9 protein-coding genes and 1 CRISPR repeat array are annotated in these 17,614 nt (G+C 69.0%); of the genes, 4 read left to right on the forward strand and 5 right to left on the reverse strand.

Annotated features, from left to right (window positions below; genetic code table 11):
- Window positions 1-29: 29 nt before the first annotated feature.
- The 3 genes from casB to cas3 all read right to left on the reverse strand — a co-directional run bounded on the left by casB (window position 30) and on the right by cas3 (window position 6,004).
- Window positions 30-689: a type I-E CRISPR-associated protein Cse2/CasB gene (gene casB / locus ACZ4Z3_RS36785; protein ID WP_468505130.1), complete on the reverse strand. Its 660-nt coding sequence runs from the start codon at window positions 687-689 to the stop codon at window positions 30-32.
- Window positions 686-2,413 carry a type I-E CRISPR-associated protein Cse1/CasA gene (gene casA / locus ACZ4Z3_RS36790; RefSeq protein ID WP_468505131.1) on the reverse strand — a complete coding sequence of 576 codons (1,728 nt, stop codon included), beginning with the start codon at window positions 2,411-2,413 and terminating at the stop codon, window positions 686-688. Before casA ends, casB begins: the two co-directional genes overlap by 4 nt.
- Before the next feature lie 615 nt (window positions 2,414-3,028).
- Window positions 3,029-6,004, reverse strand: a complete 2,976-nt coding sequence (gene cas3, locus ACZ4Z3_RS36795) for a CRISPR-associated helicase Cas3' (protein ID WP_468505132.1) — start codon at window positions 6,002-6,004, stop codon at window positions 3,029-3,031.
- Window positions 6,005-6,242: 238 nt separating this feature from the next.
- Window positions 6,243-8,224: direct repeats of the CRISPR family, unit length 29 nt; unit sequence GTGCTCCCCACACCCGCGGGGATGGTCCC.
- Window positions 8,225-8,803: 579 nt separating this feature from the next.
- On the opposite strand from cas3, the gene ACZ4Z3_RS36800 reads away from it, so the two are divergent.
- Together ACZ4Z3_RS36800 and ACZ4Z3_RS36805 are read left to right on the forward strand one after the other, a co-directional pair.
- Window positions 8,804-8,926, forward strand: a complete 123-nt coding sequence (locus ACZ4Z3_RS36800; RefSeq protein ID WP_468505133.1) for a hypothetical protein — start codon at window positions 8,804-8,806, stop codon at window positions 8,924-8,926.
- A gap of 318 nt (window positions 8,927-9,244) precedes the next feature.
- Window positions 9,245-10,525: a helix-turn-helix transcriptional regulator gene (locus ACZ4Z3_RS36805; protein WP_468505134.1), complete on the forward strand. Its 1,281-nt coding sequence runs from the start codon at window positions 9,245-9,247 to the stop codon at window positions 10,523-10,525.
- Between the two features lie 449 nt (window positions 10,526-10,974).
- Here ACZ4Z3_RS36805 and ACZ4Z3_RS36810 read toward each other — a convergent pair whose 3' ends face one another.
- Complete coding sequence (locus ACZ4Z3_RS36810; RefSeq protein WP_468505135.1) at window positions 10,975-12,303, reverse strand: hypothetical protein; 1,329 nt, start codon at window positions 12,301-12,303, stop codon at window positions 10,975-10,977.
- Between the two features lie 1,568 nt (window positions 12,304-13,871).
- On the opposite strand from ACZ4Z3_RS36810, the gene ACZ4Z3_RS36815 reads away from it, so the two are divergent.
- Window positions 13,872-14,582, forward strand: a complete 711-nt coding sequence (locus tag ACZ4Z3_RS36815; RefSeq protein WP_468505136.1) for a 2-phosphosulfolactate phosphatase — start codon at window positions 13,872-13,874, stop codon at window positions 14,580-14,582.
- Window positions 14,583-14,601: 19 nt separating this feature from the next.
- On the opposite strand, the gene ACZ4Z3_RS36820 is transcribed toward ACZ4Z3_RS36815, so the two are convergent.
- On the reverse strand, window positions 14,602-15,363 hold the full coding sequence (locus ACZ4Z3_RS36820) for a transposase family protein (protein WP_468505199.1): 762 nt from the start codon (window positions 15,361-15,363) through the stop codon (window positions 14,602-14,604).
- Window positions 15,364-15,845: 482 nt separating this feature from the next.
- Between ACZ4Z3_RS36820 and ACZ4Z3_RS36825 the strand changes: the two genes are divergently transcribed.
- The coding region (locus ACZ4Z3_RS36825; protein WP_468505137.1) for a tetratricopeptide repeat protein at window positions 15,846-17,614 on the forward strand (1,769 nt) is incomplete at its 3' end.

Here is a 17,614-nt window from a genome sequence, read left to right on the forward strand (position 1 = left end):
GTGGCGGAAGCGGAAGGAACGGTGGCTTTTTACAGGGCAGCTGCGGTCGGGTTCCCGGCGTCGGCGGCCGGGGGGCGGGGCGGACGGTGGGCGTGGAAGGAGCGGGCCCACGCCCGGCGCACGGTGTCCCGGCCTCCGGGCTGCTGCCACCGGTACAACTGCTCGGCGAGCAGGGCGTAGTCGAGGGTGATGTCCTCGCGGCGCAGGAGCAGCACGATCTCCCGCAGCCGCACGGCCAGGGCGGGAAGATCCGGAGCATGACCGGCCCGTACCAGGCGCTTGAGGATGGTCTCGTCGATGTCGCCTGCCGGCATGAGGCGGCGGACGGCGCCGCCGAGCCCGGCGGGCGCCTCGGTGCGGTGGGGCTGGTGCATGCCGGTTGCGCGTGACTGCTGGTGCAGGGCCCACAGGGTGACCGCGACGTGGACGGCGTCCTCGGCACGCGTCAGATCCTCCTCGCGCGGGGGCCGCCCGCCTTCCTGCACAGGGGTGTGCAGCGGGCCGGTGTCGATCAGACCCCACAGGTCCGGGACCTGCTGGATCTGCTTGCCGGCGCCGCGGCGCAGCCGGGCCAGCGCCGCCACCGCATGCGCCTGGTCGGCCAGATAGCCCCGCTGCAGGTCCCGAACGGTCTCCGCGGTGATCCCCCGGATCCGTTCCGGGAGAGAGACGAAGGTAGCGGCGGTCACGAGTACGCCCTTTCTTCGGACAGGCCCGCATCGGCTTCAGCGTCGTCAGCCAGGTCGGCAGGCGCCTGCTTTTCGTCCGTCCCGGCGCCGGAGAAGCCCGCGACACCGAGCGCATCCCCCAGCCGGTACCGGAACCACTTTTCGGCGTGCGCCGAGTTGAACCACACGGCGCCCTTGGGCGTGGACACGATCCGGCCCTCCCAGGCAGCGTCAGCGGCCTCGTCCAGCAGCCGGTCGCCGAGCCGGCCGATGAGACGGTGGACCTGGCGCCGCCAGAGCGTGCGCTGCTCGTCGGGGTCCGCTGTTTCGGCCAGCGTGCGCAGCCAGATCCGGTACGGGTCATCCAGCACGTCAAAGCCGCGCTCGCGGGCCCTGGCCCGGGCGCCCTCCGTCTGCGCGCCCGCAGCCCGCGCCAGATCAGTGGCCAGATCCCCCACAGCGGTGACCGCGCGCTCCGCGTCCCCCACCGCGTCGATCGCCTGCAGCGCGCAGCCGCGGTCCTGACGGTGCAGCAGCACCACCGCCATCGCCAGCTGGTCATCGACGATCTCATCGATCACAGACTGCTGGGTGCCGTACACCGCGCCGACCACCCGGGTACGGATCAGAAAGCCGCGGGGCAGCTCCCCTTCCGTCACCAGCCGGGCCACCCACTCCAAGACCCCAGGGCGCAGCGAGGACGCCGCCTCACCGCCCTGACCGGCCACCTGTCCCTCGGCGATCAGCGAGGCCAGCCCCCGCCACACCGCCCGCGACGGGTCATGCTCCCGCGGCAGATAGACCAAGGCCTCGCCGCGCTTCTTCTCCTGGGCCTTGCTGCGCCGCCACGCGGTCATCGGCTCACGCGTGTGCAGATTGTGCGCCGGGAGCGGGTCACCGTAACCGAGAACCACCCCGTGGACACCGGCCTCGTCGAAGTGCAGCCGCATCCGCCGCGTCTGCCACGTGTACAAGTCCCGCACCCCTGACGGGCGCCGCCCCGCCGCAGCAGCAGCCGTGCACGGCTCCCGCCGCCAGGCCGGCCGGTCCTCCCCGTCGACACGCAGCCCCGCGGTGTCCGCGGCAACCAGATTGAGCAGCAGCGTCTCGCGCAACGTCTCCCCCTCGACGAAGACCCCGCCCAGCGCGCCGGCCCAGCCCACCCCGAGCGGGTAAACCTTGCCGCTCCTGGCACGCTCGTCGCCGACGGCACCCGTCTTGATCCCCGAGGTGTCGTAGGCGTGCGCGTGGACCACCCAGCGGGCGGCCTCGGCGAAGGTCAGCCGCTCCACGCCGGGCATCCGGGCGGTGAAGAACGGCTCACCGTTCGGCACGTCGGCCACGATCCGGTTGAGAGGGAAGACCTCGTCCTTCGCCGTGCGCAGCCCGGCCGTCTGGAAGAACGGGGCGGCGGGATGCAGAAGGTCGAACCGTTCACGGTGTTCCTCGAGGTATGCGACGACCGGTGCGAAGCAGTCGTCGTCCCCCCACAACTCCGACCAGCCGTCGATGTCCTCCGGCCCGTCCACGGCGTCGTGGACGATCGCGAGCAGCAGCCGCAGCAGCGCGAACTCCTGAGTGGGCACATCGCCCACGACCCGCCGCACGTCGGCGGCCTGCGCGAACACCCCGTTCAGGGACAGCTCATCCGTGCGGCCGTCGCCGAACAGGACCGGTATCCACGGCCGCCGTGTCAGATCGAACGACAATAAGCCGTCTGCGCGGCTCCCACTAGCGTCAGGCACGCGTCACCTCAAGTCCGTCTAAAGGGCTGTAACGGAGTCGGAAGCCTGCCAGACGGGTCTGACAATCCCGTTCCGGAAGCGAGGGACCGGCTAGGCGATGAGCCGGTGACTGTCCCTCATGAGCGTCAGGCGATCTAGGACATGGGCCTTTGAACCGCTGTCTGAGCTGGGCTGACTCTGGGGTTTGCGCTAACGGGTGCTCCATGAGCCTCGGATCCTCTAGAGTGCGTCCATCCATGATGCAACAGTCTAAGGGGAGAAGAGAGTTGAAGAGTTGGATCCGCTGGATCCTCGTCATCGGCGCCGTGGTCGGCACCTTCTGGTTAGGTCTCTTGCTAGGCCGTTGGCTGCCGTTGGCAGGCCCTGACGACGCCAGATGGGGTGTCGCCACAGCTCTCGCGAGTGCGATCTCTGCCGTAGCCGGCTACCCGCTGGTGCGCTGGGCAGAGGGGGCCACAGGCAGTCGTCAGCCATCGAAAGAGCTCTGAGACCGCATCTTCGCCACCGCTGTACGCATGCACCCAGGCAGGAGAACCCCGACCCGTACGATGTGATCACTACTCCCCATTCCCATGGGGATGGCCCCAGTCTGAGGGGCGTACCGGTTTTGGTAGTTCACTGCTCCCCGCCTCTGCGGGGATCCCTCGCCCGGCCGCGATGCCGCTGCCGTTTCTCCGTGCTATCCCGCGTCACCTCAAGCCCGTCGCTCGAGCTGTAGCGGAGTGAGAAGCCTGCCAGCTGGGTCTGACAATCCTCATCGAGAGCGAGAATCAGCTGGCCGGCGAGCCACGGACTGCTCTGCCAGACCGGTATGTACAGCTGCTCCAGTTCCTCGATGGCCCGGTCCATGGTCGCGGCGTAGGAGAACTGCAGGGGCAGCCGCAGTCCGCAACTCGCCGCCACACGGCCGACGAAGGGCGCAGGTGGCTGGTCCTGCGGCAGCTCCCGTCCTCCGCGCTGCCTGCCCTTCCGGTCGGCCTTGAGCCACGGCAGGGTGATCAGGCTCCCGTCGTCACGCCGCTGCACGACGACGACCTCCAGAGTCTCCCGGCTGTCCCGGACCTGGGCCCGCCCGACCCGGCTATCGTCGGCGTCCCCCACACCAGCAGCGACCCAGCCGAGCAGCGGCCTTCCCGGCCGCCCGACATCACCGAGGCGGAACACTGAGGCACGCTCGCTCTGATCGGCCCGGTGTTCGTCGAACTGCACCTGGGCCTCCCCCAGCGCAGCGGCCCAGGTCTCCGGGCCCACCTGCCCTTCCCCGTAGGCGGCCTGCACCAGCGGGCTGATGTCCTGCGGAAGCCGGACCGGACGGCCATCGAGGTGCTCCAGCAGAACAGCCGCCGACCGCAGCAGACCGTGCGCCCCGTACACGGCAACCGACCCCCGCACCGGCAGCGGCACCTGACCCGTCCAGTCCACACCGGTCACCAGACACCGCGCCGCACGCAGCCGCGCCGGCCGCTGCGCCTGGCCTGCGCCCCGGGCGTGCCGGTGCAGGCGTCCCATGCGCTGCAGCAGCAGGTCCACCGGACACAGATCGCTGACCAGCAGGTCGAAGTCGACGTCCAGGGACTGCTCCGCGACCTGACTGGCCACCACGATGTGAGGCCCCGCCGGACGCCCCTCGCTCTTGTCCGGCGGCCCGAACCGGGCCAGCAGAGCGGCATCATTGGCCGCCCGGTCCACGTCGATGAAGCAGGAATGGGCCACCGTGACGGCATCCTCACCGAACCGTTCACGCAAGACCCGCGCCGTTTCCAGCACGCGGCGGACCGTGTTGCGGACCACCAGCGCGCACCCGCCGCCCGCCAGCTCGATGGCCAACCGGTCCGCGAGGACACCGAAGTCGTCATCGAGGCGTTCCAGACGGACCTCTCCTCCGCGAGCCGCAGCCTGAGGAGACTCCACGACCGCAGTCCCGCCCGGCGGAACCGCGGTCAGCAGCGGGTAAGCATCAGATCGGCCCACGACATCGAACCCCTCGCCAGCCGCCTCGCCCTCGGCACCCGCATAGGCCTCGGCCATCTGCCGCCTGCGCCCGGCCGGCAGCGTCGCCGACAACACCACCACCGGCACCCGGTACGCCCCCAGCCACGACAGCACACGGTCCAGATAGGCACTCATATACGTGTCGTAGGCATGCGCCTCGTCGATCACCACGACCTTGCCCGCGACCGCCAGGTGCCGCAGCGCCAGATGCCGGCTCTTCAGCCCCGCGAACAGCAGCTGATCGACCGTACCCACGACGAACGACGACAGCATCGCCTTCTTCCGGCCCCGCAGCCACGCATGCGCCACCACCTCCGCAGGAGCAGCCCGCCCGTCCTCCCCCGGCCGCCACACATGCTCTTCCTCATCCACGGCGACAGCCGTGATCCTCTGAGCGCTCTCGCGCATCAGATCCGCATACGCCTCGTTCAGCGCCGCCTTGGAATGTGCCAGCAGCGCCGAGACCCGCGTTCCCTCTCCCGCGGGAAGCCGTTTCAGCCAGTCCAGCAGCCGCGGAAACATCGCGTTGCCGGTCGCCATGGTCGGCAGCGCGAAGAACACCCCGCCCGCCCCCGAACGCGCCGCGAACACCTCGGCGGCCGCCAGAGCGGCCTCCGTCTTCCCCTCCCCCATCGGCGCTTCGATCACCAAAAGCCCCGGCGCGGACATCCCCCGCGCCAGCCGCACCGCCGCCTCCTGCACCGGCCGCACCACAGCACCTGGCGGCAGACCGAACCGCCCGTCAAACAGCTCACCGACGTCCTCGGGCGGTGGCTGGGCCCTCCACGGTTCGGGCAGGTCCAGCCCACGCCACGCGGCCGCCACCCGCTCGGCACTTGTACGGCCGGCCGCCTGCGGAAAATACGGGAACAGGTCGGGGTTGCTCGCGATCCAGTCAGCGACGATCACCAGCGCCGACAGCAGCACCTGCACCGGCTGCGGCAGCTTCACCGCCCGCCACACACCAAGCCGGCCCGCGACGCCGAACTCCTCGGCACACGCCTCCAGCAACTCCTCCTGCACCCTCTGCCACACCCCGCGACTCGGCCCCGGCGTCCGCAGCAGATGAGGACGGTCCTGCAACGCCTTGAGCTGCCCATGATCCGGCGGCACACCGTGATGCCCTCCCACGACCACCGCGAACTGCCCCGACTGCCGCCCCGTCCAGCCGTGCCGCTCCTCCAGCCACTGCCCCAGCAGCACCTGACCGGCCAGACCATGCGGAGCCAGCCGCCGGTCAGGACCGAACTGCCGCCGCGTCCTCATCTCCAGCCCCTGGCCGCGCATCACATCGGCGAGCTGATCCACCTGACACGCGAACGCCGGCGTCGCCTTCCCGATGTCATGCACCCCCGCCAGCCACACCGCCAGACGCCGCCCATCGGCATCACCGTCCGGCAACACCCCCGAGACCAGCGCCCGCACGTTCGCGGGCAGCCACCGGTCCCACAACAAACCGGCTACCGCAGCACTGTCCTCCATATGCCGCCACAACGGCAGCCAACCCCCACCATCGCGGTCATGCTTCGCCCACACCGACCGCACCGGACCCGCAAGCCGACCCCCCAGCCCAGACCCGCACTCCCCGTCACACGCCATGCCAGATACATACAGTCAGACAACCCCGTAACACGCCTCCTTCAGGAAAACCGAACACGATCACCGGCAAAACCCGCTCAACACCAGGCAACACCAGACCCACCGACATACGATGACCGGTCACCTCTCCACGGAGACCCAACTGATAGGCAATTGCAATACTTTGAGCGGAATGACCGAATCAGTGAAAGTACCGTCGAACTACCCTCCGCAGTGATAAAACCGCAGGTCACCGAGTGTGCTCCCCACACCCGCGGGGATGGTCCCGCGGCGTAGGTGGCGACCGCGTTCTTCGCGGCGTGCTCCCCACACCCGCGGGGATGGTCCCGAGCCGTCCGGAGCCACGGTGTCGGCGAAAGAGTGCTCCCCACACCCGCGGGGATGGTCCCACGGCTGATCGGATACGCGACCGTTACTGCTTGTGCTCCCCACACCCGCGGGGATGGTCCCACCACCTGGCCTACGGCCGGCCCTTCGGCGGAGTGCTCCCCACACCCGCGGGGATGGTCCCCTCCAGTTCGTGTACGAGGGCGCCGCCAAGGAGTGCTCCCCACACCCGCGGGGATGGTCCCGGGGCACTCGTGGCGCGGAGTCTGTGACCCTTGTGCTCCCCACACCCGCGGGGATGGTCCCGGCGTGGTGGATAGGGCCCGTTCAAGGGGTGGGTGCTCCCCACACCCGCGGGGATGATCCCGCCGCGACGCCTCCACCGTCGAACGGTGGGACGTGCTCCCCACACCCGCGGGGATGGTCCCCGGGGCGATGTATTCCACCTAGCGGCATAGATGTGCTCCCCACACCCGCGGGGATGGTCCCGCGCAAGGGGGTCCGGCGGATGGGAATGCAAGGTGCTCCCCACACCCGCGGGGATGGTCCCTTGAACTCGGTCGACGTGGACATCTGCATGGCGTGCTCCCCACACCCGCGGGGATGGTCCCTGTCGGTGTAAAGGACCGTCGCGGTCGCGGACGTGCTCCCCACACCCGCGGGGATGGTCCCTGCCAGCGTCCCCGGTCGTCCATGACCACCGGGTGCTCCCCACACCCGCGGGGATGGTCCCCGATCCCCGCAGGGATAACGCGCCCGTTCTTCGTGCTCCCCACACCCGCGGGGATGGTCCCTGTCGACGTCGGCAGCATCCGAGCCCGCCGCCGTGCTCCCCACACCCGCGGGGATGGTCCCGACTTCGTCGAAGTCGACTCCGTCAACGTGCCGTGCTCCCCACACCCGCGGGGATGGTCCCGCCCGCCGCCGCAAGACCCGTTCGGGCATCCAGTGCTCCCCACACCCGCGGGGATGGTCCCGACGTGAACTGGTAGCCGGCCTTCTGCCCGAAGTGCTCCCCACACCCGCGGGGATGGTCCCTCCGTCCGGGTAGACGGCGCTCCGGACCCCGGGTGCTCCCCACACCCGCGGGGATGGTCCCGTCGCGGACCGGTGGCTGATGGGCGAGGCCGTGTGCTCCCCACACCCGCGGGGATGGTCCCAGCTCCACGAGCTTGGCGACCCGCTGCGGGCCGTGCTCCCCACACCCGCGGGGATGGTCCCAGCTCCACGAGCTTGGCGACCCGCTGCGGGCCGTGCTCCCCACACCCGCGGGGATGGTCCCTCGAAGCGGGTACGGAAGGCCGGCTTCTCCTGGTGCTCCCTGCACCCGCGGGGATGGTCCCTTGACGATGGCCACCTGGGACCGGTGGGCGAGGTGCTCCCCGCACCCGCGGGGATGGTCCCTGCTGGTGGTTCGTGTAGTCCACGCAGTCGTCGTGCTCCCCGCACCCGCGGGGATGGTCCCAAGGCAGCCGACGTCGTGAAGTGGGTGGTCGAGTGCTCCCCGCACCCGCGGGGATGGCCTCCACCAGGACGGCCGTCGCATCCGCCTGTACGGGTGCTCCCCGCACCCGCGGGGATGGTCCCACGACCGCCGTCACGGCCAACTCCCGTATCCAGTGCTCCCCGCACCCGCGAGGATGGTCCCTCGATGCGGTAGACGGCCGTCGTGGCTGTGCTGTGCTCCCCGCACCCGCGGGGATGGTCCCACGATCCAGCCGAGGGCCTTCTCACCCTTCGGGTGCTCCCCGCACCCGCGGGGATGGTCCCACCCAGCCTGCAGCGCGGCGTCGTTGAGACGTTGCGCTCCCCGCACCCGCGGGGATGGTCCCGAGCACACCCGCTCCTTCACGGTGCCCTCGGTGTGCTCCCCGCACCCGCGGGGATGGTCCCCAGACCGCCACCCTGGTGGGTACGACCATGGGGCAGCGACGATCTGGCGCCGTCTCATCGGACTCCCGGGAATTGGCGCCCCTGCGGTCCGCCCGGACCGACGGATCGGCGCCCACCGACGTCACCTTGGCGAAGCCACGCGCAACTGTAGGCGGTCCGTTGGGATGTTGCCCCCTACAAGCACGGCTCCGACCAGCCGGTATGTGGCGACAGTGACGGACGCCACACAGTCGATATTTGATGGATCACGCACCGGCCGTGACTGCATCAGTAGGCGTAGACACCCTCCTCACCCCTGGCTTCTACACAGCGTCACCACCCGGAAAAACCGCCCCAACAGCCGTTGTTCGCCCATGTGTTCGCGTATGACCCTGGTGAGGCCGAAGGCGGTACAAGAATCAACTATCCGTCAATGTGCGATTTGGGACCGGAGTTGACACGGGGCTGGTCGTGCACGGACCGGTGTTGCGTGCCCGGCCCGGTATGCTCATCGTTGGCATCTTCTCTCGCGGCGTAACCCGTCGATCGGTTGACCCGATCGGGGCCGATCGGCTCCGCGACCGAGAGGAGGTGTTGCGGATGGGAAACCCGCCGGAAGGCGGGGAGCGGAACAACCGGAAGATCGTCAAGAAGATCCTCGGTTGGCTGACGCTCCAGGCACTCGGTGCCTGGCTGCGTAGCCTGATCGAGGATCACCTTTAGACGTCAAAGGCCCCCTGCTGCAACAGAGGGCCTTCCGGGAGCAAGCTCCCCAGACGCTGGCCCTGCCCTCCGCCCACGGAATAGCTAACCGTGGAGGTGCAGGGCCTCTTTCATAACCGATACACGTGGACCGGGGTCCCTAAACCGTGCGGCCAACGGCGTCCAACGTCGCGCATTTCCACGTGAGCATCCACCAGTTCTGCCGCTAAAAAACACGACACACCTGGTGAGGCTCACACGGACATCGCGGATGTGACACGTCCGTGGCTCTCGGATGGTACCTCTAAACTGGTCCCATCGACGAGAAAGAGCACGCGAATGGCACGGGGCCTGGCCAATTTCAGCCCTAGCGAGCTGCGGGCACACCGGATGAACGTCTACGCGCGTCCGGGCAGGGTGTCGATGACGGCCGAGGAGCTGGGGAGGGCCGTTGGAGCGAGCAAGGCGCAGATCCTGGCATACGAGAACGGGCACCGGGTGCCAGACCCGCCACGCCTGCGGGCTCTTGCCCGGGCGCTGGGGGTCCACCCGTTCCAGCTCATGGACCGCGCTAGGCAGAAGACTTGGACGCTTGCGGACTTCCGGCGGGCGTTCGGGCTACGAGCGCAGGACGTTGTAGACCGCCTCAAGGTCTCCCCGAAGAACTACCGACGGTTCGAGAACGAGGGCATAGTTCCCAGCCGCAGCCCCCTGTTCGTGGACCAGGTCGCCGACGCCTTGGGGCTGCCCCGCCTAATCGTCGAGCAGGCCATAGACCAGACACCGGCCGTGAGACGCCGCCAAGCCCGTGCGACCGAGCTGATCATGGCCCTGGCCGAGCGCTACGTCCCCCAGCGCGGGCCGTGGAGGGGGCCCGCACTCGACGACCCGGAGCTGATCGAACTGGCCGCTGCCTACGGCCGCCCCGCGCAGCGGCTACGCCGCGTGCTCACCTACGAACTCGGCGAACTGCGACAGAGCCAGGTGCGTGCCCAGCGAGAGCGGGTCATCGCCGACTTCGACACCGACCGAGACCGCCAGACCAACGCGCAGCAGGCCATGGACCGCTGGACCGACATCCTCACCAAAAACCTTGCCCGGATACCAAGCCGCCTGGAGCTATTCCACCGAACGGCACAACCCTCGGACGTGTGGCAACTCCTGGTGGACCTCTACAACGTCGACGCAACAGCAACCCTGGACACAGGCACCTGGGCGGTCACCCGCCTCCTGTGCAAGGACTCTCACGTGCTGTCCCCCCACTTGGTCCAGCGGCACGCCGTCGACGACGTCCCGGTCTGCCGCCTCTCCAACCCGGGCACGGCTCACGTACACAACTTCGCCGGCCTGTACGCGGCGCTGTATCCCGGCGTGCGCAAGCCGATCCGCCACAACGCTCGCCCCACAAAAGGGAGAGGCGTCGGCCCGGAGTTCATACTGCCCAACCGGGCGGAACGCCTCGCCGTACCCCACCCGATCCTGGAAAGCACGCGGGCGGCGGCAGGACCCAAGGCCCACGTGCCACTGCGCCTGAGTCCCTCATACGACCTCATGGTGGGAGCGACCTCCCTGTGGGTCGTCCATGCGGACACGCTGATCTCCATCGACGGAACGGACTGAGCCCGCAGCGCCGCTGCGGGACCGCAGTGCTCCGACCTCGGAGAGCGCATCGGCCCGCGCTGTGTTGATCTTCGCTTCGCACCGAGCCGAAGCTCAGCATCCTGAGCGATCACGTCGGTCAACGACGACTGAACCCCATATAGGCCCTCACCCAGAACGTCGCCTTGACCTCATCGAATCGCGCCACGAAGGGCATCCTATGGACCCCGCCCACCGGCTTGACGATCTATAGGAGCTTCAACGGGCCTTCCGTTGAGCGGGACGCCGAGTAGCGCACCCCCGTGCCCTGGGAGTCGAGCTCTCGTTGAACAGCACGACTCCATGCACCGGGCCCCGGGGATGCCTTCACTCCCCGGGGCCCGTGGTGTCTCCGGACGTGGGTCAGATCTCCCCTGCTGCCGTGGCGGTGGGCCAGTCGGCGGCTTCGGCGTCGGCCATCACTGGAGTGGTCATCGTCCGTCGGGGGATTGCGCGGAGGGCGGGAGCGCCAGGTCGAGGAGGGCTTGGAGGGTTTGGCGGTCGAGGCCGCTGTCGAGGCTGAGGGAGCGTCGTAGAAGGTCTCCGACGTCCTTGGGGTCGAGTCCGAAGCGCACACGAGCGTCCAGGCAGATCTCGCCGAAGAGTGCGGGGGCGAGTCGGGGCTCTCGCAGGATGTACCAGTCGATGAGGTGCACGACATCGCGCCGGATGTCACCCAGGAGAACATCCTTGGAATCGTCGAGGCCTTCGGCATCCTGGGCGAGTCCCCCGAGGACCGCTTCGACGATGGTGGTGCGCACGGCATCGAGTGGGATGAAGCCGTCGGTGCCGTCGTTGATGGCGACGGCGGGCCACCAGGCCAGGTGCGCGGCCTGCTCCTCGCGCCTTGTACTGCAGCCTCGGGTGAAGAGGCGGTTCTTCTTGGATTCCTCAGCGTCCTCGAGGCTGTCGGCGATGATCTTCGTGAGTCGGTTGTGGTCCTCGACCAATCCCCGGGGCTGCTCGGTGCCGAATGCCGTCATCGCGGACAGCAGCTTCTCCGGGCCGTGGGTCCGGCGGTACTGCTCGGCCCAGTCACGTGCGACCGGTCGCGACCACCGTGGGCCCTCAGCTGTCTCGGCCTGGGGCGGGGGCAGGTCCTTGTGCCCGTGTTTCGGATGCGGCAGGTCCTCCAGTTTCAGTTCGGCGATCTGCGCCAGGCCGGCGCGGTCGACGAGACGGGCCGGGTCGAGTTCCGGTGCCTGGAGATCGACGACGCACTGGTCGAGCGGCCGGGAGCCGGGCTCGCGGTGGGAGGCCCACAGGGCGAGATGCTCACGCCAGTGGGGCAACGGCCCCTCCGAGGCAGTGAAGTCGGCGATCTTCGCGACCCGCGCGGTATGTGACGTCGCCGGGCGGGCCAGGACGTCGATGGCCGTGACGGTGACGGCGTCCGCCACCGGCCGCGCGTCGTATCCCTCGTAGGCGCGGTCCACGACCTGCTGGGGCCGGTACCAGCGGGTCCCGTCCCACCAGTAGCCGCCATGCCGGTACAAGAACCCGTTGTTCCCGTACATCCACTCGTGGTGCAGACCGCTCATGTCTTTGTCGCGGATCAGGAGAACGGTCCGCCCATGCTCGGGGTGCTGATGGACCGCCCAGGCATAGTCACGGTTCTTCGTCTCGGTGGTGAACGCCACCCATCCCCCACCACGCAGTCGGTCCGTACGCCCCCACAGCCCCTCACCCTGATTACGGCCCGTCCGCTCAATCGCGTCAGGATTGTCCAGGAGCAGCCGCTCGTCGTTGATGAACGGCAAGCCGGGAACCGGGTGATCGGTTCGTAACCCGTTGGCAACCGGTTGGATCATGCTCACGAAAGTGCCTTCCTTCTGCAGCTCTCGGGCCACCAGGGCGGATCGCACCCCAGCACGCCCGCTCCACCCCGCGACATCGACCTCCACCCTCAGCACCACTCGTATCGTGTCGGAATGCCGCTGGTAGGGGCCGCGCCGCCTGCTGATCCGATTCTGACCGCCTCACCCGAACACGTCCGACGAATCACCGAACCCACCACGCGTTCCATCAGCCTGGGCCGCTGTTCACGGAAGGCCGGTGCGGGCTCGATCGAGCCCGCACCGGCCGGCGAACCCCGGTCACCGCGGATCCCATCCTCGCCAGCCGCTGCGGGCAGCTACTGCTCACGCACGTGGAAGTGGGTGGACACAACTCGCTCCACGTGGCTTCAGCAGTGGTGGAGATGCTGCGGGAGCTGGGCATGGAATGGACGCATGAGGAACTCAATTGGGTTCCGTCATCACATTCCTCTTCCGCGTTCCCACTCCGCCTCCCTACCCTTTCGAGTGTGATTCAGGACACATAGCAACTGTCTTTCACGAATGAGGAATTCACTTTCGCGCGGCATGTAAACGCCACTCCCGCAAGCAACCCGGAGGACGACACCTCGGCACGACTGATCCGGACACGCCATCCGCCCCGTGTCCGGACAGGGGGAGCCAGTCCGCACCCAGCGCTTCTGCCTGCACGGAGAGTGTCCGGACAGTGGGCAGAAGACGCCCGAGATCACGGCTGCGCCACTCGGTCGGATACGGCGTCCGGACGCCGCGTCCGGACGCGGCATCCGGTGTCCGGACACACGTCCGCGTGTCCGGACTATTTGCTCCCAACAGAAACTCTACCTGCGCGGACACCATCCGGATGCGGGCAGACAGTATCCGGACAGCACGACTGCCCAAGGTCTGTGACCTGGGAGGACAGCATCCGGATTGTTTCCGCAGGAACTCCAGGAGAACCGTTCTGATTGCATTGGGCAATGGATCGAACCAGCCGGTTAACTGCGCTCTGGGGAAGGAAAATTGGGCCTTCTCGTAGCCCATAAGCTTCACCCGCCCTCGCCCCCTTAAAGCAGGGCACAAGTCCCTGCCACACTCTCAGGAGGTATCTGATGAGCAACATTTGGCGTTCCGTAACAGAGCGAATCCGAGTGCAGGTCCGTAGGCGCCGAAAAATGGCACTGACGTATTTCGTCAAGGGCGTTTCCTACGGAGCGGGCACCGGCTCGGTCAGTCTCGCCCTGTGGTGGCTCCGAGTCCGTCAGGGCGGTTGAAAGCAGGCAGAGCATCGTGGCGGCCGGCGTGCGGCCGCCACGATGCTCTCTGGCCACGACGGAACCGATACCCTGGTAGTGAGTCCTTTCCAACTTGCTGAAGGTCTAGGTCAGACCGCAGGCGACGAGCCGCTGGTCTCCCCGTTGTCCCGCCCGATTTCCGAGCGCGTGCCCGCGCGGTAGCCGCCCAGCAGATCCCGAGTCACCGAAGATCGTCAACGTGTCTTGTGGACCGCTTCAGTGGGCTGCGACCATCCCGGCATGGACTCGCGAGTAGTCGGAATACCCGACGTAGACGGCACCGAACAGGTGGCCGTTGTGATCGATGTGATGCGGGCGTTCACCACCGCCGCATGGGCTTTCCACCGCGGGGCAGACAAGATCGTTCTCGCTGCCGACGAGGGCGAGGCACTGGCGATCAAGGCATGTCACCCAAGCTGGCTTGCGCTCAAGGATGGGGCACTGGTCAGCGGGTTCGACCTGGTCAACTCCCCTGGCCTGATCCAGGAGGCCGACTTGACTGGCCGCACCGTGATTCAAAAGACGACTGCGGGAACGGTTGGGGCCCTGGCGGTTGTCGAGGCGAAATTGGCGCTGTGCGCCAGTTTCGTCGTGGCCGGCGCGACGGCCCGGGCCCTGGCAGATGCTGGCACCGATTCGGTGACATTCGTGGCCACCGGCGAGGACGGCCGTGCCGCCGAGGATCTGGCCTGCGCCGAGTACCTGGATCGGCTCCTGGCCGGGGATCGTCTCGACCCCGGCCCCTATCTGCACCGTGCCCGCACCTCCCCAGCCGCGGACGACCTGCGCAGCGGGCGACGCCGCGGTGCTCACCCCACCGATGTGGAGTTGTGTTTGGAGGTCGACCAGTTCGACTTCGCCATGAAGGTCGGGCTCGAGGAAGGGATGGCAATGCTGCGGCCGCTCCGGACTCGACCAGATGCGGTGTCCGCTGTACACCGTGCACGGTAATCAATGAGCCGTTCCCGCCTCACGCTGACGCGAGGTGGAGGGTGAGGACGGCCTTGACGATGTCAGTGATCCGGGTGGTGCTGCAGCGCAGCTTGCGCAGCAGGCGCCAGCCCTTGAGCGTGGCCATGGCCTGCTCGCCCACGGCGCGGATCTTCGCATGGGCGACGTTGACCGCCTGCTTGCCGGCGGACAGGTTCCGGTGGTTGCCGCGGAAAGGGACGACCACGGTGCCTCCCGCACCCTGATATCCCTTATCCGCAAAGCACTTGATGCCTTGCTCGGCCAAAGCGCCGATGACGCGGTGGGTGCGGGCGGCTGTGATGTCGTGGGCGGCCCCGGGTAAAGCAGGCGAGGCCCACATAAGGCGTCCGAAGGGGTCGCTGATCACCTGCACGTTCATGCCGTGCTTCTTGTGTTTGCCGGAGTAGAACGGGCGGTCGGCGGCGACCCGGTCGATGGGCAGCAGCGTGCCGTCGAGAATGACGAACGCCTTGGCGGAGGCGGCCGTTACGGCCTGCTCCAGGGTGGGGGCGACGGCGGCCAGGACGGTGACGGCCTCGTGTATGTAGCGGTAGACGGTGGCGACACCGACCCCGAAGCCAGCGGCGAGCTGGGCGTAGGTGTCGCCGCAGCGCAGGTGGGCCAGGGCGAGCAACGCCTGCTGTCCGGCGGGGAGTTTGCGCCAGCGGGTGCCCAGCTCGCGCCGCCGGTGGGTGAGGTGCTGGGCGAGGAAGCGCAAGCTCTGGCTGGACAGATCGATCGCCGACGGGTAAACCAGCACGCGAAGCTCCTTGTGGTGCGGGTTGATCTTGGTCGACGATCCTCCTACCAGGAGCTTCACCACTTCCCGAACGCCAGGGCGCCCACCCGTCGCACCAGCCAAGTGATCAGGTTGGAAACGGCTCAGTGAGTCCTCTTCGTGAGGGTTTTTGGTTGGCCGGTGCCCTTGCCACCCGCTCTGCGGATTGGGCACCGGCCGCTCACATCTGAGGGCTGTCGCCCTCGCCGAGCGCCCGCAGCCGACGTCTGCCCGCGCGGCCACGGAGTCGATAGCCTCCGGGTGCGGGGCCGCGCCGGTAGACGCACACGGCGCGGCCCCACGCCTGGGCGGGACACCCGTATTTCCACCCGCGTCCGTTCATCGCCCTATCGCGGGACGCGCCGAGTAGGCGCGGTGGTTGGCGGGGCGCGCCGCGAAGTCGTCATGCCGGGCGGCGTGTGGGGGCATGGTGGTGGTGAACAACTGGGGGTGCGGGGGTGGGGATGGCGCGCAGGCGGGGAGCGTGGGCGGGGTCCGCGGTGGCGGGTGCGGCCGCGCTGGTGATGGCCGGGCTCGGGCTGGTGACGAATTACGCGAGTGCGTCGGTGCCCGCGTGGGCTGCCCGTCCGTGGCTGGTGTGGCCGGTGTTCGGGGTTCTGCTTGCGGTTGCTGTGGGGCTGCTGTTGTGGGGTCGGCACCTGGACGGCGGACAGGTAGCGGCGCGGCTGACGGCGGTGGACCGGCTGGCCGGGAGCAGGCACGTCTCGCTGCGGCCCCCGCATGTGGAGCACGTCCGCGGCCGGGAGCCGGAGCTGGCCGTCTTGACCCGGCTGCTGGGGCGGCCGCAGGAGCGGTTCGCGGTGGTGTGCGGGGCGGGCGGGCTGGGCAAGACGACGGTGGCGGCGCAGTTGGCCGCCCTGGCCGAGCAGGACGGCCGGCAGGTGTTCTGGGTGCGCTGGCGCGATCCGGTAGACCTGGCGCAGCAGATGACGCGGGTGGCGGTGGCCTGCGGGCTTGCGGAAGCGGATCTGGAGGCGGCCCGGGCCGGGCAGGAGAGTCTGCCGGATGTGGTCTGGCGGCAACTGGCCTCTACTCGGCGGTGGCTGCTGGTGCTGGACAACGTCGACGAGCCGCGGGCGGTCGGCCCGGAGGGCGAGCCGGTGGCGCACTACCGGGGCTGGATCCGCCCGCACGGCGGCGGCCTGCTGCTGGTCACCTCCCGGGACACCAGCACCGAGACCTGGGGGCCGCGTGCGGAGCTGCTGCCGCTGCAACCGCTGGCCGTGCCCGACGCGGGACAGGTCCTTCTTGATGCGGCCCCGCGGGCCGGGACCGGGGAGCAGGCACGGGCACTGGCGGAGCGGCTGGGCAGGCTGCCGCTCGCCCTGCACGCGGCCGGCCGCTACCTGGCCGCCCCCACCAGCCGCTACCGCACCTTCGACCACTACCGCCAGGCCCTGGACACCGAGCTGGACACGCTGCTGGGCGCCGAGCACCCCGACGCCTCCCACCCGGACATCGCCCGCACGGTAATCCGCCACACCTGGGAAGTGTCCCTGGACCAGCTGGCGGACGAAGGCCACACGCTGGCCCGCCCGCTGCTGCGGATCCTGGCCCTGCTCGCCCCGGCCCCCATCCCCCTGTTCCTGATCACCCCCGGCCTGCTCACCGCCGCGTCCGGACAGCCCGCCACCACCGTGGGTGTGGAAGCAGCTCTCGCCGGCCTGCACCGCTACGGCCTGCTCGGCCTGCCCGACAACCCCACACCCCGGACACCACCGACGGCAGAGAACGATGACCCCGCCCAGCTGGTACTGCATCCCCTCGTGCGGGAGATCAGCACCCTCGCCCTGGCCTCCGAAACCCCCGACCGCACCGCCTGGCACCAGGCCCTGACCGCACGGCTCACCGAAGCCGTTCACGACACCGCCCAGGCAGGACGATCCGGCTGGCCCGCAGCCCGCCTCCTCGCCCCCCACCTGCCACTGCTCCTTCACGCCACCACCGACGAAACCCTCCCCGCGGCCCAAGACGCCCTCAACCGCCTGGCCAGCGTGCTGTCCCAAGCAGGAGCCCACACGCTGCAACAGGCGCTACACCAGGACCTCCTCCAGACGCAGACCCGCGTCCTGGGCCCCGACCACCCCAACACCCTGACCAGCCGTCACAACCTCGCCCACGCCCTGGACGGGATGGGGGAGCATGCGCGGGCAGCCGAGCTGCACCAGCAGACCCTCAACGACCGCACCCGCATCCTGGGCCCCAACCACCC

Source organism: Streptomyces sp. NPDC030296 (genome assembly GCF_055572815.1).

Bases quoted from the DNA above. Each gene is read 5' to 3' on its own strand.
- cas3 (WP_468505132.1), bottom strand. From the start codon at position 6,004: ATGGCGTGTGACGGGGAGTGCGGGTCTGGGCTGGGGGGTCGGCTTGCG.
- ACZ4Z3_RS36800 (WP_468505133.1), top strand. From the start codon at position 8,804: ATGGGAAACCCGCCGGAAGGCGGGGAGCGGAACAACCGGAAGATCGTC.
- ACZ4Z3_RS36805 (WP_468505134.1), top strand. From the start codon at position 9,245: ATGGCACGGGGCCTGGCCAATTTCAGCCCTAGCGAGCTGCGGGCACAC.
- ACZ4Z3_RS36815 (WP_468505136.1), top strand. From the start codon at position 13,872: ATGGACTCGCGAGTAGTCGGAATACCCGACGTAGACGGCACCGAACAG.